At 68.3% G+C, this 19,742-nt stretch carries 15 protein-coding genes and 1 pseudogene; 8 read left to right on the top strand and 8 right to left on the bottom strand.

Annotated features, from left to right (window positions below):
* Positions 1 to 348 precede the first annotated feature (348 nt).
* The 4 genes from ACIQOE_RS12995 (at position 349) to ACIQOE_RS13010 (ending at position 6,447) form a co-directional block, all read left to right on the top strand.
* Positions 349 to 864 carry a hypothetical protein gene (locus ACIQOE_RS12995; protein ID WP_365560326.1) on the top strand — a complete coding sequence of 172 codons (516 nt, stop codon included), beginning with the start codon at positions 349 to 351 and terminating at the stop codon, positions 862 to 864.
* On the top strand, positions 857 to 1,468 hold the full coding sequence (locus ACIQOE_RS13000) for a hypothetical protein (protein WP_401411396.1): 612 nt from the start codon (positions 857 to 859) through the stop codon (positions 1,466 to 1,468). The genes ACIQOE_RS12995 and ACIQOE_RS13000 overlap by 8 nt, the downstream gene beginning before the upstream one ends.
* A 208-nt stretch (positions 1,469 to 1,676) precedes the next feature.
* Entirely contained in the window at positions 1,677 to 2,156 is a 480-nt protein-coding gene (locus ACIQOE_RS13005; protein ID WP_365560331.1) for a hypothetical protein, read from the top strand.
* 43 nt (positions 2,157 to 2,199) lie between these two features.
* Complete coding sequence (locus ACIQOE_RS13010) at positions 2,200 to 6,447, top strand: Tat pathway signal protein (protein WP_401411399.1); 4,248 nt, start codon at positions 2,200 to 2,202, stop codon at positions 6,445 to 6,447.
* Positions 6,448 to 6,509: 62 nt separating this feature from the next.
* Here ACIQOE_RS13010 and ACIQOE_RS13015 read toward each other — a convergent pair whose 3' ends face one another.
* Positions 6,510 to 7,148, bottom strand: coding sequence for an SMI1/KNR4 family protein (locus ACIQOE_RS13015; RefSeq protein WP_365560336.1), 639 nt, complete (start codon positions 7,146 to 7,148; stop codon positions 6,510 to 6,512).
* Between the two features lie 692 nt (positions 7,149 to 7,840).
* On the opposite strand from ACIQOE_RS13015, the pseudogene ACIQOE_RS13020 reads away from it, so the two are divergent.
* A pseudogene (locus ACIQOE_RS13020) lies at positions 7,841 to 8,094 on the top strand (helix-turn-helix domain-containing protein); the annotation flags it as partial.
* Positions 8,095 to 8,132: 38 nt separating this feature from the next.
* Positions 8,133 to 8,519, top strand: coding sequence for a hypothetical protein (locus ACIQOE_RS13025; RefSeq protein ID WP_401411401.1), 387 nt, complete (start codon positions 8,133 to 8,135; stop codon positions 8,517 to 8,519).
* A 56-nt stretch (positions 8,520 to 8,575) separates the two neighbouring features.
* Here the strand turns inward: ACIQOE_RS13025 and ACIQOE_RS13030 are convergent, their stop codons facing one another.
* Positions 8,576 to 9,904 carry a class I SAM-dependent RNA methyltransferase gene (locus ACIQOE_RS13030; protein WP_401411403.1) on the bottom strand — a complete coding sequence of 443 codons (1,329 nt, stop codon included), beginning with the start codon at positions 9,902 to 9,904 and terminating at the stop codon, positions 8,576 to 8,578.
* A gap of 115 nt (positions 9,905 to 10,019) precedes the next feature.
* A complete protein-coding gene (locus ACIQOE_RS13035) occupies positions 10,020 to 12,065 on the bottom strand; it encodes an APC family permease (protein ID WP_351325779.1) in 2,046 nt (681 codons plus the stop codon).
* A 363-nt stretch (positions 12,066 to 12,428) separates the two neighbouring features.
* Here ACIQOE_RS13035 and ACIQOE_RS13040 point away from each other — a divergent pair, with 363 nt between their 5' ends.
* A complete protein-coding gene (locus tag ACIQOE_RS13040; protein ID WP_351325777.1) occupies positions 12,429 to 13,100 on the top strand; it encodes a TrkA family potassium uptake protein in 672 nt (223 codons plus the stop codon).
* Complete coding sequence (locus ACIQOE_RS13045; RefSeq protein ID WP_351325775.1) at positions 13,100 to 13,771, top strand: TrkA family potassium uptake protein; 672 nt, start codon at positions 13,100 to 13,102, stop codon at positions 13,769 to 13,771. The genes ACIQOE_RS13040 and ACIQOE_RS13045 overlap by 1 nt, the downstream gene beginning before the upstream one ends.
* Positions 13,772 to 13,838: 67 nt before the next feature.
* Here ACIQOE_RS13045 and ACIQOE_RS13050 read toward each other — a convergent pair whose 3' ends face one another.
* From ACIQOE_RS13050 to ACIQOE_RS13070, 5 genes are all read right to left on the bottom strand, one after another.
* Positions 13,839 to 14,594, bottom strand: coding sequence for a DUF3159 domain-containing protein (locus tag ACIQOE_RS13050; protein WP_399011041.1), 756 nt, complete (start codon positions 14,592 to 14,594; stop codon positions 13,839 to 13,841).
* Positions 14,595 to 14,597: 3 nt separating this feature from the next.
* Positions 14,598 to 14,996 carry an OB-fold nucleic acid binding domain-containing protein gene (locus ACIQOE_RS13055; RefSeq protein ID WP_351325771.1) on the bottom strand — a complete coding sequence of 133 codons (399 nt, stop codon included), beginning with the start codon at positions 14,994 to 14,996 and terminating at the stop codon, positions 14,598 to 14,600.
* Positions 14,997 to 15,052: 56 nt separating this feature from the next.
* The gene (locus ACIQOE_RS13060) at positions 15,053 to 15,739 is read right to left on the bottom strand and encodes a response regulator (RefSeq protein ID WP_351325769.1); all 687 of its coding nucleotides are present in this window, start codon (positions 15,737 to 15,739) and stop codon (positions 15,053 to 15,055) included.
* Positions 15,736 to 18,303 (bottom strand): ATP-binding protein, encoded by a 2,568-nt coding sequence (locus ACIQOE_RS13065; protein ID WP_401411407.1) that lies wholly within the window; start codon positions 18,301 to 18,303, stop codon positions 15,736 to 15,738. The genes ACIQOE_RS13060 and ACIQOE_RS13065 overlap by 4 nt, the downstream gene beginning before the upstream one ends.
* Before the next feature lie 159 nt (positions 18,304 to 18,462).
* Positions 18,463 to 19,632, bottom strand: a complete 1,170-nt coding sequence (locus ACIQOE_RS13070) for an alginate lyase family protein (protein ID WP_351326807.1) — start codon at positions 19,630 to 19,632, stop codon at positions 18,463 to 18,465.
* Positions 19,633 to 19,742 lie beyond the last annotated feature (110 nt).

Raw genomic sequence — 19,742 nt, forward strand, 5'->3', positions numbered from 1 at the left:
TGATACGCAACTGATCAGCCACACCTTACTTCCCCTTAAGTATCTCTTTATGTTTCGATTACTCACGCGCGGTTTATATGCCACCTCTCGACTTTCCCTTGGCATTTTCTTTGTTCAATCGCTTTCGGCCGTGGGGGCGTCGACTCACGGTCAATCCCTGCGAAAAGTTCCACGCCGCGACTACCTTGGCGTCGGCGTTCCGAACGTGTGCGCGAACCGGCAGGGGCGATGGCTCCTCTCCCGGCACTCCGCAGCCGGCTGGGAGCGCGCTGCGAGCGGTGGGGGAGATCGTGCTGGAACGGCGCCATCTACCCACCTGTGACGTGCTTTCCGAGGGGGGTTTCACGCATGTCGAAACTGAGAGCAAACCTGCGTGCTGTCACGGCTGCTGCGGTCCTGACCCTAGGCGCGATGGCCGCGCCGCAGGCGGTGGCCGTCGGCCAGCCCGCCGTTTCGGTCTCGCAGAGAGCCGACGCGGCCACACGGGCTCTTGTCCGGGCCGCCCCACAAGCCGCGGTCGCGGCCGCTACCGTCTGCGGATCCGGTTACACGCTGTTCCGAGCTGTTGCTCTTCCCCAGGATGTGGATCCCAGCCTGCGGCTGGCAACGCTGTACTCCTACGAGAACGCCGGCAAGGGATGCGCCATCCTCGACAACAACGTCGGGAAGTCGCAGTACATGTACCTGCACGTGTGCAAGGTGGACGGCACCGGTTGCGACACGGACTCCGGGAGCTTCAGCGAGTACGCCGGCCCCGTCAACGTCGCCAGCTCTGTCTGTGCGCCCGTGACAGCGAAAATGGGCCAGAGCTCCAGCAGTTTGTACATCAACTTCACGTCCGAGTATATGTTCAGCTGTGACTGACCACCTGCCCGGAAAGAACCGGGCCTCCGCGCAATTCCTGTTAATAGTCCTGGCAGTGGCACCACTTACTCTGACTGCCTGCGGTACCCAGACGAGCCACCAGCCCGACGGCTCCTCCTCGCTGCGGTCCTCGGTAACTGCCGGGGCGGCACCCAAGCCGTCGGCCACGGCCGACAACCTCAGCAAGGCAGCACAGAAAGCAGCTGCCCAGCGCGCGGCCGCCGCCCCCAGCGGAGATCCCGTCAGCCCGACGAACACCGCTGTCCCGGGCCCCGGTGACTACGGGTTCGGCAAGGCCGCGGCCGCAGCAGCGGGGGGCGAGGTCATCGCGTACACGCCGCGTTTGGAGTCGGGACGGGTCGTCGTGCCGCTGACCATTCAGAACACCGACGACAAACGGATGACTTACACAGTCACCGTGACAGTCGTGGGCGGCAAGCGAACATCCCCCTTCTCCGTGACCACGAAGGCTGACGGCATTTGGCCGGGAACCACGTGGCCGACCAAGGTGGACATCACAGCTTCCGGCCTCAAGGAGGCGGCGAAGGGTTCGAAGTTCAGCTTGAAAGTCGTCAAGGGCGACCCGTTCGGCAACGCCCAATGACTCGTCATGCGCGCCTCGCACCTGGCGCCTGCCACGGGCGCTCCACCCCTTCGTAGTTCCGCAACCGGCCAAGGAACCCGAGCAGCCGAGTGCGTCATTGCCCTCGGCTGCGTCCAGGGAGCCATTACAGGCGTCGGAGCCGACAGTCTCGTTGTCGCAGCACGGTAAGACCAGGGTCTTGTGCTACGGCAAGACGGAAGTGGATGTCATGTCCGAGGGCGACGGCGTGTTCACGACCGTCACAGTTGTCAACTGCGTGCACGGACCAGTCCGTTACGACATCGATGTCAGCATCGACGGCGCTGTCGACTGGGTCGCCTCAAACAAGTCTCTAGCCGAAGGCCTGTCCACCCACAACGTCAAAAGCCAGGCCACTACTGCGGGCGGACCACACCTCGGACACCCATTCCGCAGCAATCAGAGATCCAAGCCAACAACTGCAACGGCTGTACTGACCACTTACTGGAAGGACAAACCGGTAGATCATGCGCTCCGCATCACAGGGAAGAAGACGGTGGGGACAGTCATCCGCACTGGTTATCGCCGCAGCAACCGCGTTGATCGCTTCCACCTTCACCACGGGCGCCGCACAGGCGGCGATACCGAACCGGCTGAACAAGTCAGCGCAGAAACAGGCCGTCACACCAGAGAAGGAGTCCACGTCGGCGGTCCCCCTGAAGGATCGTGACACCGTTCTTGGAAGGGGCTGGAAAACCTCCGCAGACCGGGCCGTGACCGCTGTCGCCGACAGCGACGGCCTCCATCTCTTAGTTGCCGACAGCAGGAACGGCTACAGCTGGAAGACGGCAGCCGTACTCAGTGAGCCCCAACTGCCGGCCGACACCTGGATCGGCAACAGTTGCGTCATGGACGATGCCTACGCGGCCGTCGTCTACGCGCCCCGCACCTTCACGAACAAGCCCGACCTGATGATGGGCGGTGCGTTCACCGCGATCGTCGACCTGGACGACGGCAGCGTCACCAAACTGTCGTTCACCGCGTCCCTGGCCTACTTCGACCCCACGTGCAACCCGGCCACGCACACCGCCGTCTTCACCGCACTGCGCGACACCAAGACCCGCCTGGTCACGGTGAACACGAAGGGCACCACGATCGCGGACACCACCGCCGAGGGCGAGATAACCTCCGCCGTCCCCACTGGGGACGGTGAAGTCGCCGCCGCCGGGAACCGGCTCGTGCACGTCGACCGCAAGGGCACGACAGCACAACTCGCGACCACGAAACACGCTCCGTACGGCATCCATGTGACCGGTGACGGTGCGGTCGATTACATCGACCGCACCAGCGGCACCGACGCCCGCATACAGACCTACGCGCACGGCAAGAAGACGACTGTCGCGAGCGGCAGACTCGACGCGATGAACCTGCGTCAGGGCACCGACGGCACGGTCTACCTCATGGGAAAGGCCCGCCACCGGAAGAACTACGCGGCCAGCGGCATCAAGGCACTGAACGTCTCGCCCGACGCGGAACTCTCCACCCGCGGGCGCCTCGCAGTCGACCCGGTCGTCTCCCCGGCCGTGCGGGCGGGCGTCGACAACGTCAAGAACGCCGGTGGCGACTCCACCGGCACCTCAGCCAGGGAACCCGCGGCTAAGACGACTTCGGGCCACAGCAGCCATGCTCTGACCGTCACGGGTACGGTTGCAGGCACGAGCCGACACACGAAACAGCAGATCGCCGAACCCGGCAGCACCGCGGGCGGTAGGCCGTCACCGGCACTGACCGGCTCCCCGAAACCTCAGCTGTCCACGATGAGCATGCTGACCACGGCCGACGACGATGCCAGGGCGCACGACCCCGTCGACACCGATGCCTGGTGCTCAGTGCCCCGCAATGACGTCAAGACCCAGGCCCTCCAACCGACACCGAACCAGGTCGAATGGGCCGTGGACATGGCCGTCCGGAACGATCTGCGCTCCGGCTACCTCACGCAGGGCGGCTGGCGCTCGCAGACGGGGCTCGGCACCATCGACCCGCAGGGCATGTTCCCCGCACCGACACTGACCGGAGGCGGACGAATACCCGCCCAGGTCCAGTTGGGCATCCTCGCCCAGGAGTCGAACCTGTGGCAGGCCGAATCCGGCGCCATCCCCGGCCAGACGGGCAGCCCGCTCGCCGCCGTCGACGGCTACTACGGCCACCAGACAGGGGGAACCCTCGACGAGTTCTGGACCATCCACTGGGACAAGTCCGACTGCGGATACGGCGTCGGCCAGGTCACCGACGGCATGCGCAAGGCCGGCTACGAGAAGCCGGGCGAGACCTCCCGCCCGGTCAGTACGCAGCGCGCGATCGCCATCGACTACACCACCAACATCGCGGCCTCCCTCTACATTCTCGCCGACAAGTGGAACGAGGTGCACCAGTCCGGTCAGACGATCGCCGTCAACAACGACGACCCGGCCAAGCCCGAGAACTGGTTCACCGCCGTGTGGAACTACAACCTCGGCTTCAACAAGAAGGCTGACGCCGGAACCAACGGCAACTGGGGCCTGGGCTGGTACAACAACCCCGCCAACCCCGTCTATCCCGCCTCCCGGCTTGCCTTTCTGAACACCGACCTCGACCCTCTGGCCGCCCGGGACGCCGCGCATCCCCAGAACTGGCCCTACGAGGAGAAGGTGATGGGGTGGGCCGCCTGGTCGCAGGACACCGGCCACTCCTATGCCACCTCGGGCCGCCAGGACTGGCCCGGTGAGTCCGGCTTCTCCTCCGCCGGGTTCTACCCCGCCACCTGGAACGGCACCACCGGGACCGTCATCGACCCGGCCAGCGGCAAGTACCGCCGGGCACGCATCTCACCGCCGCTCGACGCGTTCTGCAACACCAAGAACAACTGCGACGCGGCCAACCCACCCGACTGCCCCGACGCCGCCTGCTACGCCCAGTACTGGTGGCACGAGTCCAACGTCACCTGGAAGTCCGACTGCGCCTCCAGTTGCGGCTTCGAGCACATCAAGTACCTGACTCTGGTCAGTGAGCCCGGCCGCGGTTACCGCCTCCAGTACGGCACACCCGTGTGCTCCGGCGCCCCCTCGGGAGCGAAGGTCGTCGAGTCCGTGCCGGCAGGAACCGACACCTGGAGCGACTGCGGAACGACCGGGACGGACGGCTCTTTCCAGTTCACCTTCTATCCCGACCCGAACGCGACCGGGCCAGGCCTCGGGCAGTACGCAGCGAAGGCCGACCTGCACCAGATCGGTGGCGGCTACGACGGCCACTTCTGGTACGCCCATGAGCGTTCCGCCGATCAACTGGGCGGGGAGCAGGGCAAGATGACCGTCGACGGCTCGTGGAAGCTGAGCGGGCCTCTCGGCAAGAACCAGGCCATGGTCTATGTGAACATCCCAGATACGGGAGCGCAGACCCAGGGAGCGGTCTACGAAGTCGTCACCGCGCTGGGCATCGAGAAGGTGACGATCGATCAGTCCGCGAACTCGTCGAACAAGTGGGTCGCCCTCGGCGCCTTCCGCTTCAACGGCATGACCCCCGAGGTAAGGCTTTCGAACACGACCAGCAATGGAACCGCGGACAAGGACATAGCCTGGGGTGCGGTCGCATTCGTTCCCGGTGACTTCGACGTGCCCGGGGGCAGGATCGCAGGTCTGGAACTACCTGATCCGGACGACAATGCACCGGACGTCGACTTCATCGATGACGACCAGCAGAAGCAGCCCACCCCCGTCGGTCTGGAGTCCAATCCGCTGTTCCGCTCGCTCACGGGGGACGACTCGTGTTCCGGAAGTCCGGGAAGCGGTCAGGGCCGCCAATGCGTCACTTTCAAGCCGCTGGCCAAGCCGACGGCAACGGTGGGAGTCACCCCTGCCGTCAGTGTTCCCTCCACGACGCTGGTCACATGGTGCGCTCAGGCAGGTCTGACACAGACCTACACGATTGAACGCCGTGAGGGGTGTCTGGCGTTCACCACGTTGGTCCACTGGACGAAGAAGGACCCGGACGGAGCCGTGGAGACCGCTTCCGCCGCATTCAACGTGTTCGTCGAAACCCAGACGGCGAACTCGGCGACGTTCACGGAACGCATGTCGATCGTTCCCGTTGATATGGATGCCGTTCTCGGCGGCGTATCAGTGGACTACTGGGACAGCCCGTGCACTCCTGACTGCGACACGGCATACACGACGAACTGGAGTAACGCTACGTGGGCCAGTGTGCTTGACAACCACTGGGCCAGTGCGACAAAGACAAACACGTGGAACGCACCGACAGCCGGCACCTCCCAGGAGTTCGATCGTGGCGTGTATCTGAGCTTCAAGGCCGAAAGTCCCGATTGGAAGGGCCTTGTTCCGGTCGACAAGCCCGAGGTGGCCCTGTTTGACCAGGTCCGCTGTGACAACGGGGTGTCAGTTCCGAACTCAACCGGTTGCATCTTCGCCAAGCACATTCCGACCTTCACTCTGAACACCGCGAAATACCCTGCTGCTGCCGCTTACTACTGGCTGCTGAGGGAGGAGTTGCCGTCGCACCCGGGCAGTGAGGAACACAGGACGCCGCTCCACAGAGAGAGGGACGGAACAGTGCGGGAAGCGAACAGGCGGAAGGTGTGCCCCGCGTCCTTCACGCCCAACACCAAGGCGACACCCCAGGCGACGAAGAACAGTCCCGACGGCCGACAGTGTGACGAGTTTCCGTTTGCCGCGACGAAGGAGAGCGGTGGCCAGATCATAGATAATGGTAAGGAATGCGTCCAACTGTATGCCCAGAAGAGCGACAGTGACGGGAAGTGGCGCCTGTACCCGGACGAAGGCTACCCGCCGCCGACATGGAAGGAAGTCTGTGGCCGGGCTTCGATGTCGGCGAAACAGAACGAGGACGCGGGGCGGGGCCTCTCAGCCTTCTATACGATGGCGCGCATGGCCGACAATGACGCTTTCTACATCAAGGCGCCGTCAGTGGAGGGCTGCCGACCCGATGAGATCTGCGTGGTCACCCCGTAATTCCTGACCCGCTTGGCAGGGCGGCGGTCCGGCGCGTACACGCATCGGACCGCCGCTCACTTCTACGCCCACCTCACGAAGGCTTGGTCATCGCTGCCGGAGAGGCGAGGTGTTACCGGATCGGCATAGCCGTTCAGGCGGATTTCCGTCCCGTCGGTCAGGGCGGAGAGGAGATCCTGGAACATGTGCGCCAGGCTGTCCCACACCTTCACCGGGCCGTCTGTGTCACCGGCTTGCAGGCCATAGAGCACGTTTCCGAACCGGTCTCCATCGCGGTGATCGACGATGAGCTTGCCTCCGGTGATGTCCGTGGCGATGGGAACCCATCGGACGTGGAAGACGTATCCATACATCCCGTCATAGATGTCACGCAAGCCGGGATCTTCCGACTCGTTCTCGTCGATCCACTCCGCGATCGCTTCTTCCAGCGCTCGTTGACCTGCACACATCGCCGTCGCGTCGTGCAATACGAACCCTTCGGGGAGAATGACGCCGGGGCCGTTATGGCCCTTCGCGGCCGTGACGCCGTCGTGACGTTCCAGCCACGCCACCAGATCGGGATGCAGAGGGAACCGGTAGCCGGCGATGGCATCGATGTCCTCCCGCGTAGCCGGTGAGTTCAGGGCGGCGTGGTCAGCGGGTGCGTTTTCCTCCAGCCATGCGTCGAGGCGGTCGAGCACAACGTTGAGGTCGTCAGTCATGTGCGAACTCTACGAGTTGCAGGTGTGGTTCACCCTTGTTCCTGGCCCCGCGGTGCCGTGGCACCCATGCTCAGCTCGCCACCGGGTCCGGGAAAGCGATGACGACCGCTTGTCGCTCAAGGGGAAGCCGACGGACATGCCTGCGTTCTGCTCATAGTCGCGAAGGATGACACCGTGGAGGGTCGACCGCCGCTCGACACCGTGTCCTTTATGTCCGGGTGGACGCTTGTCCGATAAGCGCCGCAGGGTCTGGCGTGGTCCACAGCGGGTCGCGGCGACGACCGAAGAGGCGTTCCGTATCCCTGGACGACTACTACGCGTCCGGCGCTCCGGGCCGGAGACCTTCACCCTGCATGTGTGACGGCGGACAGCATCTGCGGCACCCGCAGTTGCCCGACCTGCCGCTGCCCGGACCTCGAGGCGGCCGCAGGCCGCATGCTTCGGGCGGAGGCAGCCTGGGAATCCTCGCGGGATCTCGCGGGGGGGGGCTCAGGGAATGCGATGCGTACGTTGCGTCAGCGCACGCATCACGTCCTGTGGACATTCCTCGAAGCATCTCGTCACGCTGGGTGCCGCCGGGCGTGGGGCGACGGACAGTGCGTGACGTATGTACGGAACGAGAGGTGGCCGCGCATGACGGGCGGTATCGACATCATGGCCGATGCATCGACGGGTAGCCGGCCGGCGGTGAGCTGGATCGTGAGCCCGATCCCTCGGACAGTCTGCGGACATTCGGTGCGGTGGCCCGGGCGCTGCGCGAGCATGCGGGGTACAGCAGGGCCGAGTTCGCGGAGCCGGTCCGGTACTCCAAACACAAGGTCACGTCCTTGGAGTTGGGGCGGCGGCTGGCGGTCGAGTCGTATGTGGAGCGGTCCGAGGAACTGCTGGGGAACACCGGGGCGCTGGGATGCGGGGCTGGCCGGCCTGGTTCCGGCAGTGGGCCCGCTGCGCGGGGAGCCAAAGGCGATCCTGCCGGCCTCCCAGATGGTCAAGATGCCGGTCCCGGGCTATGTCATCGAGGACCCCACGCTCGCGGCAGTGGTCGACGAGCAGCATGCCGACCGGCTGTGCCAGGCGCTGGCCGGACGCCACGTCGGCGACTACCTCCCCCATACGGCGACCGCATCTCCCATCGCCGACCCGGACGACAACGCACTGGAGGTCGCCGCGCTGACGACGCAGGTGCGCAGCCCCCTGCTCTCCACCGCGCCGCCCGCGACAAGCCAGGCCAAGAGACCCAAACCACGTGGGCTGCCCTGCTGCGGCCCAGCAGCAAGGAAACGTGAGAATACGAGGAAGCCGGCCAGCTCGCCTCCGCACCTGTTCCAGGCCCTCCAACGTGCGCATGTCATCCGGCATCGTCCGCCTTGACCCGTTCCCACCTCCCAAACAGGTCGAGCCGAAAAGAAATATCAGAAGGCTGCAGGTCAAGGGCGTTTTCCAGTGGGCTCCAGAATCGCCACGCACTCCACATGATGCGTCATCGGAAACAGATCGAACGCCCGCAGCGTCCGCACCCGGTAACCGCCGTCCCGGAAGTACCCCAGGTCGCGGGCGAGGGCGGCCGGGTCGCAGGCCACGTAAGCGATGCGGCGGGCGTTCAGGGACGTCAGGTGGGCCACCGTCTGGCGGCCGGCGCCCGCGCGGGGCGGGTCGAGGACGATGAGGTCGACCTCGGTGATGCCGGTGCGGGGCAGGACCGACTCGACCTTGCCCTGTTCGACGCGGACCCGCGGGAAGCCCGCGAGGTTGTGGCGGGCGTCCTCCACCGCTCGCTTGCCGGACTCGATGCCCAGCACCGCGCCCTTCTCGCCGAGGCGGTCGGCGAGGGCGCCGGCGAACAGGCCGACGCCGCAGTAGAGGTCGAGGGCCATCTCGCCCTTGCGCGGGAGGAGGCCCTGCATGACCGCGGTGACCAGGGTGTCCGCTGCCTTCGGGTGGACCTGCCAGAAGCCGCCGCTGCCGACCCGGTGGGTGCGGCCGTCGGCGCGCTCGCGCACGAAGCCGCGGCCGTGGACGCGGTGGATGCCGCCGTCGTTCTCGTCGACCCGCATGACGGAGACCGGCCGGTCGAGTTCGACCAGGGGCAGGCGGGCGCCGGGGCGGGGCTCCAGGATCACCATGCGGTCCTGCGACCCGGTCGCGGCGATCGCGTCCACCGACGCCATGCCCGACCAGTCGCGCTCCTCGATGCCGAGTTCGGTGACGCCCGGCGCCGCGATCATGCAGTGCTCGATCGGCTCCACCTCGTGCGAGCGGTGCCGGCGCAGCCCCGCGTTGCCGTCGGCGTCGACCGCGTACTGCACGCGCGTGCGCCACTGCGGCACCTCGCCCGGCGGCAGCTTGTCGCCCTCGGCGGGCATCACCGTGCCGTCCCAGCCAGCTTCCTCCGGGGTGAGGCCGGCCAGCCGCTGCAGCTGCTCGGCGATCACCTCGCCCTTGAGCCGGCGCTGGGCGCCCGGCTTGGCGTGCTGCCAGTCGCAGCCGCCGCACCGGCCGGGGCCCGCGTAGGGGCAGGGGGCCTCGACACGGTCCTTGGACGCGTCCACGATGTCGACCGCGTCGGCGCGCAGGAAGCGCGCCCCCTCCTCGCCCTCGGTCACCCGGGCCACCACCCGCTCGCCGGGCAGCGCGTGCCGGACGAAGAGCACCTGGCCCTCGGCGGTCCTGGCGATGCAGTGCCCGCCGTGCGCGACCGGGCCCACCTCGACCTCGTACTCCGTCCCCACCAGAGATTTCTTCGGTTCTGCCTGCATGGCGGGGTGACTCCAGATCAGCGAGAGGGGGTACGGCCGCGCGCGGGCCGACGACAGCCCACCAGTCTACGTGCTCGCGGCGGGCGCCGACCCCGGCGCGGGCGCCCCGCCCGGTTCACCCGCCGCTGTGCTCCTTCGCCCGGTGTTCCGCCGGACCGCGCCGGACGGCACCCGGGGCGTTCCAGTCCTGCCGCTTGCGGGCCCGGTTCCTGGCGGCCTCCGAGGACGCCAGCTGGTAGGGCACCGAGGTGACCATCACACCGGGGGTGAACAGCAGCCGGCCCTTGAGGCGCAGGGCGCTCTGGTTGTGGAGCAGGTGCTCGTACCAGTGACCGACCACGTACTCGGGGATGATCACGGAGACCGCGTCCCGCGGGGACTTGGCGCGCAGGCCCTTGACGTACTCGATGATGGGCCGGGTGATCTCGCGGTAGGGCGAGTCCAGGACCTTCAGCGGTACGTCTATGCCGCGCCGCTCCCACTCCTCGCGCAGCGCCTTCGTCTCGGCCGGGTCGACGTTGACGGTGAGCGCCTCCAGGGTGTCCGAGCGCATCAGCTTGGCGTAGGCGAGGGCGCGCAGGGTGGGGCGGTGGATCTTGGAGATCAGGACGACGGAGTGCACGCGCGACGGCCGGACCAGGTCGTCGTCGGGTTCCGGGGGAGCCGAGATCTCCTCGGAGACCCGGTCGTAGTGCTTACGGATCGCGGTCATCGTGGCGTAGAAGATGCACATGCCGAGCAGCGCCACCCAGGCGCCGTGCGTGAACTTCGTGACCAGGACGACGACCAGCACCAGGCCGGTGAAGAAGGCGCCGAACGCGTTGATCGCGCGGGAGCGGGTCATGTGGCTGCGCTTGGCCGGGTCCTTCTCGGCCGCCAGGTGGCGGTTCCAGTGCCGGACCATGCCGGTCTGGCTGAGCGTGAAGGACACGAACACGCCGACGATGTACAGCTGGATGAGGCGGGTCGAGTCGGCGCCGTAGATGACCACCAGCAGGGCGGCGGTGCCGGCGAGCAGCACGATGCCGTTGGAGAAGGCGAGGCGGTCGCCGCGGGTGTGCAGCTGGCGCGGCAGGTAGCGGTCCTGGGCGAGGATCGAGCCGAGCAGCGGGAAGCCGTTGTACGCGGTGTTCGCGGCCAGGAACAGGACCAGGGCGGTGGCGGCGGCGAGCACGATGAACAGGAAGCTGCCCTTGCCGAACACGGCCTCGGCGACCTGGGAGATGACCGGGTTCTGGACGTAGCCGGAGCCGACCCCGACGCCGTTGTGGATCAGGTCGGTGGCCGGGTTCTCGGCCATGCGGACCTTGGTGACCATGGCGAGCGCGATGATGCCGCAGAACATGGTGACCGCCAGCAGGCCCATCATGGCCAGCGTGGTCGCCGCGTTCTTCGACTTGGGCTTGCGGAAGGCCGGCACGCCGTTGGAGATCGCCTCGACGCCGGTCAGGGCCGCGCAGCCGGAGGAGAAGGCGCGCAGCAGGAGGAAGACGAGCGCGAAGCCCGCCAGGCCCTGGTGCTCGGCCTTGATGTGGAAGTCGGCGGTCGGCGCCCGCATGGTGTCCCCGAGGACCAGGCCCCGGAAGGCGCCCCACGCGATCATGATGAAGACGCCGCCGACGAACACGTACGTCGGGATCGCGAAGAGCTTGCCGGACTCCTTCACGCCGCGCAGGTTCATCAGGGTCAGCAGCACGATCACGGTGACCGCGCAGAAGACCTTGTGCTCCACGACGAAGGGGATCGCCGAGCCGAGGTTCTCGATGCCGGAGGCGATGGAGACGGCGACGGTCAGGACGTAGTCGACGAGCAGGGCGCTCGCCACGGTGAGGCCGGCCTTGTTGCCGAGGTTGGTGGTGGCGACCTCGTAGTCGCCGCCGCCGCTCGGGTAGGCGTGCACGTTCTGCCGGTAGGAGGCGACGACGGTGAACATCAGCACGATGACCGCGAGCGCGATCCAGGGGCTGAAGTGGTAGGCCGACACACCCGCGATGGACAGGACCAGCAGGACCTCCCCCGGCGCGTAGGCGACGGAGGACAGCGGGTCGGAGGCGAAGACGGGGAGGGCGATGCGCTTCGGCAGGAGCGTCTCGCCCAGCCGGTCACTGCGCAGAGCGCGCCCGATCAGAATCCGTTTGGGCACGTCGGTCAGTTTGGACACGAGAGAGGATCGTAGGCCTTTCACCTGCCAGGTCTCCAGCCGCAGGGCGGGATCTGCCTCCCGAGTGAAAAAGGTGACGGCTGGAACTGCGGATTCCGCAGCTTACGCCCGATCCGTGCCTAGATGACAGATCCCGCCTGTCATCGCACTTCGGAGGTCCCATGCCCGCGACCGCAGAACTGATCGGTGCCGCGGTGACCCTGCTCGGCCTCGGAATCCTCACCGCCTGGAGCGTGCGCAGCATCACTCGGCGATGACCTTCGCCGAGGGGTGCCCGGCCGGGACGGTGCGTGTGTAGCTTGGGCGTCGGTCTGAGACCCTGATGGGGCTGAGCAGTAACTTTTGGACACCGGAAGGACGGTCGTGCACATCGTCATCATGGGCTGCGGCAGAGTGGGTTCCGCTCTCGCCCAGACCCTGGAGCAACAGGGGCACACGGTCGCCGTGATCGACCAGGACCCCACCGCCTTCCGCAGGCTGGGCCCGGGATTCGGCGGCCGCCGGGTCACCGGGGTCGGCTTCGACCAGGACACCCTGCGCGAAGCGGGCATCGAGGAGGCCGGCGCCTTCGCGGCCGTCTCCAGCGGCGACAACTCGAACATCATCTCGGCCCGGGTGGCCCGCGAGATGTTCGGCGTGGAGAACGTCGCGGCCCGCATCTACGACCCGCGCCGTGCCGAGGTCTACCAGCGCCTCGGCATCCCGACCGTCGCCACGGTCCGCTGGACCGCCGACCAGATGCTGCGCCGGCTGCTGCCCTCGGGCGCGGAGCCGCTGTGGCGCGACCCCACCGGCGGTGTGCAGCTCGCCGAGGTGCACGCGTCCCCGAAGTGGGTCGGCCACAAGATCAGCACGCTCCAGGAGGAGACCGGTGTCCGGGTCGCGTTCCTGACCCGGCTCGGCGAGGCGATGCTGCCGACCTCGCAGACGGTGCTGCAGGAGGGCGACCTCGTGCACGTGATGATGCGCACGGACGACGTCGACAAGGTCGAGGCCGCCTTCGCCGGGGGTCCGGAAGAGGAGAGCGGTCACTGATGAGGGTCGCCATTGCCGGAGCCGGCGCCGTCGGCCGCTCGATCGCGGGCGAGCTGCTGGAGAACGGCCACGAGGTCCTGCTGATCGACAAGGCCCCCACCGCCATCTCGGTGGAGCGGGTCCCGCAGGCGGAGTGGCTGCTCGCCGACGCCTGTGAGATCACCTCCCTGGACGAGGCGGCGCTGCAGCGCTGCAACGTCGTGATCGCCGCGACGGGCGACGACAAGGTGAACCTGGTCGTCTCGCTCCTGGCGAAGACGGAGTACGGCGTTCCGCGCGTCGTCGCCCGGGTCAACAACCCGAAGAACGAGTGGCTCTTCAACGAGTCCTGGGGCGTGGACGTCGCCGTCTCCACCCCGCGTCTGATGTCCGCCCTGGTCGAGGAGGCGGTGAGCGTCGGCGACCTGGTCCGGCTGCTGCGCTTCAGCCACGGGGACGCGAACCTGGTGGAGCTGACGCTGCCCGAGGAGTCGGCCCTGGCCGGTACCCAGGTCGGCGACGTGGAGTGGCCCGAGGACACCTCGCTGGTCACGATCATCCGCGGCACCCGGGTCCTGACCCCGTCCCGCGAGGACTCCCTGGAGGCCGGCGACGAACTCCTGTTCGTGGCGGCCCAGGCCCGCGAGGAGCAGCTGGAGGACCTGCTGTCGGTGCGGCGGGAAGACGTCTGACACGGCGGTACGCACGAAGGGCGCCCTCCGTGGTGGAGGGCGCCCTTCGTGCGTTGACAACCCGGCGCTACCTGCGGTGGCGTCCGCCGGAGGGCTCGCCGTTCTCCGCGGCCAGTGCGGCCTTGCGCTCCTCCTCGGCCTTCTCCTCCGCCTCCATCTCGGCGAAGACGTCGATCGGCGGCGGCGCCTTCGCGAGGAAGACCCAGGTGAGCCAGACCGCGAGCAGGAACGGCGGGATCTTCAGCGCGACCAGCACCCAGCCGAGCTGGGCGGTGTTCGCCCACCAGTACAGCGGGAAGAGGACCGCGCACTTGGCGAGCAGGATCAGGCCCCAGGCCCAGCTGGCCTTGGCGTACGCCTTCTTGCGGCCGGGGTTGCGGGTGCGCCAGGAGAGGTTCTCCTTGAATACCGGACCGAGGATCAGGCCGATCAGCGGCACCCCGCACAGCGTGGTGATGATGTAGGCCACCGCCAGACCCAGCGTGTAGAGCATGCCGGGCAGGTAGAAGTCCTTGGCGTTGCCGGTCATCATCGCGAAGACGACGCCGAAGGCCACGCCGAAGACGCCGCTGAAGGCGTGCTTGACGGTGTCCTTCATGACCAGGCGCACCACGACCAGCACCACCGAGACCGCGAGGGCGGCGATGGCCGACCAGTGCAGGTCCTTGTTGATGGTGAAGATCGTGACGAACAGCAGGCCGGGCAGCACCGTCTCGACCATGCCGCGCACGCCGCCGAAGGCCTCGAACAGCGCGGCCTCGGTCACCGCCCGCGCGTCGTCCGTGGCCTGGGTGTCTTCGGTCGGCTTGTCGAGCGACGTCACCGGCTACTCCCTACCGAGGGGTCTCAGTTCGTACTTGGGGTTGAACAGCACCCGGCGGCCCCGGCTCAGCGAGATCCGGCCCGACGCGATCAGCCTGCGCCCCGGTTCTATGCCCACGATGGAGCGCCTGCCGAGCCACACCACGTCCAGCGCCGCGGAGCCGTCGAACAGCTCGGCCTCCAGGGCCGGGACTCCGGCGCGCGGTCGCAGGGTGACCGTGCGCAAGGTACCAGTAACGGTGACGATCTGCCGGTCCTGGCAGTCGCCGATCCGGATGCAGCCCGCCGTGTCTGCGTCCTCGCGAAGCTCCTCGGACTCCAGGTCCTCCTGCGACGAGGACAGCCGGCCCAGCATGCGCCGGAACCGGCCGGCCGGCTTTTCGGAACGAGGGACAGCACTCATGTCTGAAAGCCTACCGGGGCTCGCCGGCACCGCCGTAGCGCAGCTCACGTCCCGGCTCACTTCTCGAAGCGGTAGCCCATTCCCGGTTCGGTGATGAAGTGCTCGGGGTGCGAGGGATCCGCCTCCAGCTTGCGGCGCAGCTGCGCCATGTACACCCGGAGGTAGTTGGTCTCCGTCCCGTACGACGGCCCCCACACCTCCTGCAGCAGCTGCTTCTGGCTGACCAGCCGGCCGGTGTTGCGGACCAGCACCTCCAGCAGGTGCCACTCGGTGGGGGTCAGCCGGACGTCCTTGCCCGCCCGGTTGACCTTCTTGGCGGCCAGGTCGACGGTGAAACCCGCGGTCTCCACCAGCACGTCGTCCTCGCCGCCTCCGGCGACCGGCTCGGCGCGGCGGACGGCGGCCCGCAGCCGGGCCAGCAGTTCGTCCATGCCGAAGGGCTTGGTGACGTAGTCGTCGGCGCCCGCGTCGAGCGCCTCGACCTTCTCGTCGGAGGAGTGCCGGGCGGACAGCACCAGGATCGGCACCCGGGTCCAGCCGCGCAGCCCCCTGATCACCTCGACGCCGTCCATGTCGGGCAGACCGAGGTCGAGGACGACCACGTCGGGGTGGCGGGAGGCGGCCAGTTCCAGGGCGGTACGGCCGTCGGGGGCCGCGTCGACCTCGTACTTGCGCGCCTTGAGGTTGATCACGAGGGCGCGCACGATCTGCGGCTCGTCGTCGACCACGAGCACACGGGTCATGAGGCCTGCCTTTCCGGTTCCGCCCCGGCTTCCGCCACGGGTCGTGCTGCCGCGCCGGCCGGTCCTGCCGCGCGGAGGGTGAGGACCATGGTCAGGCCGCCACCGGGCGTGTCCTCGGCGTCGAGGGTGCCGCCCATCGCCTCGGCGAAGCCCCGGGCGACCGCGAGCCCCAGGCCGACCCCGGCGCCGCGCGGAGCGTCACCGTAGCGCTGGAAGGGCTCGAAGATGCGTTCTTTGGCCTCGTCGGGCACGCCGGGCCCGCGGTCCACGATCCGCAGCTCCACGCGGTCGGCGATGGCGCTGGCGGAGACGGCGACCACATGGCCGGGCCGGTCGGCCGGGCTGTACTTGACGGCGTTCTCGACCAGGTTGGCCACCGACCGCTCCAGGAGGCCGGCGTCGGCCTCGACCATCGGCAGGGTCTCGGGGACGTCCAGTTCGACGCTGCCCTCGGGCACCCCGACCAGTGCCATCGGGACCACCTCGTCGAGGTCGGTCTCCCGGACGATCGGGGTGACGGTGCCGGTCTGCAGGCGGGACATGTCGAGGAGGTTGCCCACCAGGTGGTCCAGCCGGTCGGCGCCCTCCTCGATGCCCTCCAGCAGCTCCGCCCGGTCCTCGTCGGACCACTCGACGTCGTCCGAACGCAGCGAGGACACCGCCGCCTTGATCCCGGCGAGCGGGGTGCGCAGGTCGTGGCTGACAGCGGCCAGCAGGGCGGTGCGGATCCGGTTGCCCTCGGCGAGCGCGCGGGCCCGCTCGGCCTCCTCCTGGAGCCGCCTGCGGTCCAGGACGACGGCCGCCTGGGCGGCGAAGGCGGCGAGCACCCGGCGGTTCTCGGCGGGCAGCACCCGGCCGGTCAGGGCGAGGGCCATGTGGTCGCCTATGGGTACGTCGACGTCGGCGTCCTCGGGCCGCGCCAGGGCGGGTCCGACGCCGGCCCGGCCCGCGCAGCTCCACGGCTCGACGTCGCCGGCCCGCTCCAGGAGGGCGGCGGACTCCATGCCGAAGGTCTCCCGCACCCGCTCCAGGAGTTCTTCGAGGCCCGTCTCGCCTCTGAGCACGTTGCCGGCGAGGAAGGAGAGGATCTCGGACTCGGCGCGCAGCCGGGCGGCCTGGTGGGTGCGGCGGGCGGCGAGGTCGACGACGGAGGCGACGGACAGCGCCACTCCGAAGAAGACCACGATGGCCACGATGTTCTTCGGGTCGGCGATGGTCAGCCGGTGCAGGGGCGGGGTGTAGAAGTAGTTCAGCAGCAGGGACCCGAAGGCGGCCGAGGCGAGTGCCGGGAAGAGGCCGCCGAGCAGCGCCGCCGCGACCGTGAAGGTCAGGAAGATCAGCATGTCGTTGGCGAGGCCGAGGTCCACGGTGTTCAGGACCACCGCCATGACGGCCGGGCCGGCCAGGCCGAACAGCCAGCCGGCGATGATCCGGCCGCGGCCGAGCCGGGCGCCGCGGGCCACCGGCAGGCCGCGTCCCTTGGCGACCTCGCCGTGGGTGACGATGTGGACGTCGAGGTCGGGGCCCGACTCGCGGGCGACGGTGGCACCGACGCCGGGCCCCAGTACGTACTGCCAGGCCTTGCGCCGGGAGGAGCCGAGGACGATCTGGGTGGCGTTGACACCGCGCGCGAAGTCCAGGAGGGCCGCCGGGACGTCCTCACCGACCACCTGGTGGAAGGTCCCGCCGAGATCCTCCACCAGGGTGCGCTGGACGGCGAGTTCCTTCGGGGAGGCCGAGGTCAGACCGTCGCTGCGGGAGATGTAGACGGCGAGCACCTCACCGCCCGCGCCCTTCTCCGCCAGCCGCGCCGCCCGCCGGATCAGCGTCCGGCCCTCGGGACCGCCGGTCAGCCCGACCACGATCCGCTCCCGCGAACCCCAGATCGCCGACACCCGGTGCTCACTGCGGTACTGCTTCAGATACGCGTCCACACGGTCCGCGACCCACAGCAGCGCCAGTTCCCGCAGAGCGGTCAGATTGCCCGGCCGGAAGTAGTTCGACAGCGCCGCGTCCACCTTGTCCGACTGGTAGATGTTCCCGTGCGCCATACGCCGCCGCAGCGCCTCGGGAGACATGTCGACCAGCTCGATCTGGTCCGCCCGCCGCACCACCTCGTCCGGCACCGTCTCCCGCTGGCGTACGCCCGTGATGGACTCCACGACGTCACCCAGGGACTCCAGGTGCTGGATGTTGACGGTGGAGACCACGTCGATCCCCGCCGCCAGCAGCTCTTCGACGTCCTGCCAGCGCTTGGCGTTGCGCGAGCCGGGGATGTTGGTGTGGGCGAGTTCGTCCACCAGGGCGACGGCGGGGGCGCGGCGCAGGACGGCGTCGACGTCCATCTCCGTGAAGGCGGTGTCCCGGTACTCCAGTTCCTGGCGCGGGATCTGCTCCAGGCCGTGCAGCATCACCTCGGTGCGCGCCCGGCCGTGGTGCTCGACGAACGCGACCACGCAGTCCGTGCCGCGCTCCACGCGCCGGTGGGCCTCCGCGAGCATGGCGTAGGTCTTGCCCACGCCCGGTGCCGCACCGAGATAGATCCGAAGCTTGCCGCGTGCCATGGTCCCATTGTCTTCCGCTTACCGCCGCCTACGCAGCGTCGACCTTACGGCCAACGGTCCCGGTCAGCGGGTCCGGCGGTCCGGCGGCGGGCATCTTTGACAGAACCCTGATGGTGCCCCGCGGGCCTCCCGGCACCGGCCGCGGGGCACCGGGGCGGCTCAGTTGGGGTTGTCGCCGTGGGTGAGGGTCTCCCAGGCGACGAACAGGTTGTTGCTGCCCGCGGGGCGCTGGTTCTGGGTGAGCGTCTGGGTGTTGGTCATGGCGATGCCCAGCCGGTTGTGGAGGGCGTTGTAGCCGACCTCGGTGACGGGTCCGAGCCCGAGGTTCAGCGAGCCGCCGCAGAGCCAGCTCGGGACGGCGGTGCCCAGCTGGTACTTGGCCTGGAAGCCGAGCGCCTGCCGCAGCCGCTCGCCGACGTCCGTGCCGTACAGGTCCTGGCCCTGGATCCGGCTGGTCTCGGCGACGTGCGAGATCGAGGAGATGCCGTAGCCGGTGTGCGTGAAGTCCCGGCAGGTCTCCTGGGTGAGGCCGGTGACGAAGGTGGACTGGCCCTGCCAGTAGGAGACGATCTTGGCGGTGGTGTCGAGGTTCTGGCTGGGCACGGTCTTGGGCACCGACCCGTCGGAGGCGAGGTAGACGTAGGCGGCCGTGCGGGTGCGGAACCTGGCCATGGCCGAGTCGTACGACGCCTTGTCCTCCAGGAAGACGGAGATGCCGACGGCGGCCTCCGTCATCGTCAGCTCCCAGTTGCCGTTGGAGTTGGAGCCCTTGATGACGGTGGGGAGGTAGACGTTGCGCAGCATGGTGGCGAACCGGCCCTCGTTCGCCCAGCCGCCGGTGTACGTGTACCGGATGATCTCGGCGGCCTTGGGCCAGGAGGAGCCGGCCCAGCCGGTCTGCAGGGGCGCGTTGCTGTTGGTGTGGCTGGTGATGGTGGCCGACCAGGCGTCCATGATCTGGATCGCCTTCTGGGCGTAGCGGGCGTCCTTGGTGATGTACCAGGCGAGGGCGTCGGTGTAGGCGGCGATCGCGTCCTCGCGCTCGTCGGTGCACCCGTAGTTGGGGTTCGAGTAGGACCCGCACTCGACGGTCGCCCGGGGCTTGGGCGTCCGGTTCAGGTCGGCGTACTTGCTCGCCATCATCTGGTCGTAGGCCGACTTCCAGGGCTGGGCGCCGGCCAGCACCTCGGTGCGGGCGAAGTCCAGCTGCGCCTTGGAGACGGTGACTCCGGGGTGCACGAAGGTGCTGGGGGCCGAATGGGCGGCGGGGGCCGTGAAGACTCCCAGGAGCAGGGCTCCCGCGGCCGCGAGCAGGGGGATGCGACGCACAGCGACTCCGTTCTACGTTCTCGTATGTGAACCTGGAGCGCCTCTGTGAACGAAGGCGTGCCGAGACCGTAGGTACGGACCAGACTTCCGTCAAGGTGTGAAGGAAGGGT

It is taken from the genome of Streptomyces sp. NPDC091282 (genome assembly GCF_044757385.1).
Taxonomy (GTDB): domain Bacteria; phylum Actinomycetota; class Actinomycetes; order Streptomycetales; family Streptomycetaceae; genus Streptomyces; species Streptomyces gramineus.

Bases quoted from the DNA above. Each gene is read 5' to 3' on its own strand.
- ACIQOE_RS13045 (WP_351325775.1), top strand. From the start codon at position 13,100: ATGAGGGTCGCCATTGCCGGAGCCGGCGCCGTCGGCCGCTCGATCGCG.
- ACIQOE_RS12995 (WP_365560326.1), top strand. From the start codon at position 349: ATGTCGAAACTGAGAGCAAACCTGCGTGCTGTCACGGCTGCTGCGGTC.
- ACIQOE_RS13025 (WP_401411401.1), top strand. From the start codon at position 8,133: ATGGTCAAGATGCCGGTCCCGGGCTATGTCATCGAGGACCCCACGCTC.
- ACIQOE_RS13015 (WP_365560336.1), bottom strand. From the start codon at position 7,148: ATGACTGACGACCTCAACGTTGTGCTCGACCGCCTCGACGCATGGCTG.
- ACIQOE_RS13055 (WP_351325771.1), bottom strand. From the start codon at position 14,996: ATGAGTGCTGTCCCTCGTTCCGAAAAGCCGGCCGGCCGGTTCCGGCGC.
- ACIQOE_RS13005 (WP_365560331.1), top strand. From the start codon at position 1,677: ATGTCCGAGGGCGACGGCGTGTTCACGACCGTCACAGTTGTCAACTGC.
- ACIQOE_RS13030 (WP_401411403.1), bottom strand. From the start codon at position 9,904: ATGCAGGCAGAACCGAAGAAATCTCTGGTGGGGACGGAGTACGAGGTC.
- ACIQOE_RS13060 (WP_351325769.1), bottom strand. From the start codon at position 15,739: ATGACCCGTGTGCTCGTGGTCGACGACGAGCCGCAGATCGTGCGCGCC.
- ACIQOE_RS13065 (WP_401411407.1), bottom strand. From the start codon at position 18,303: ATGGCACGCGGCAAGCTTCGGATCTATCTCGGTGCGGCACCGGGCGTG.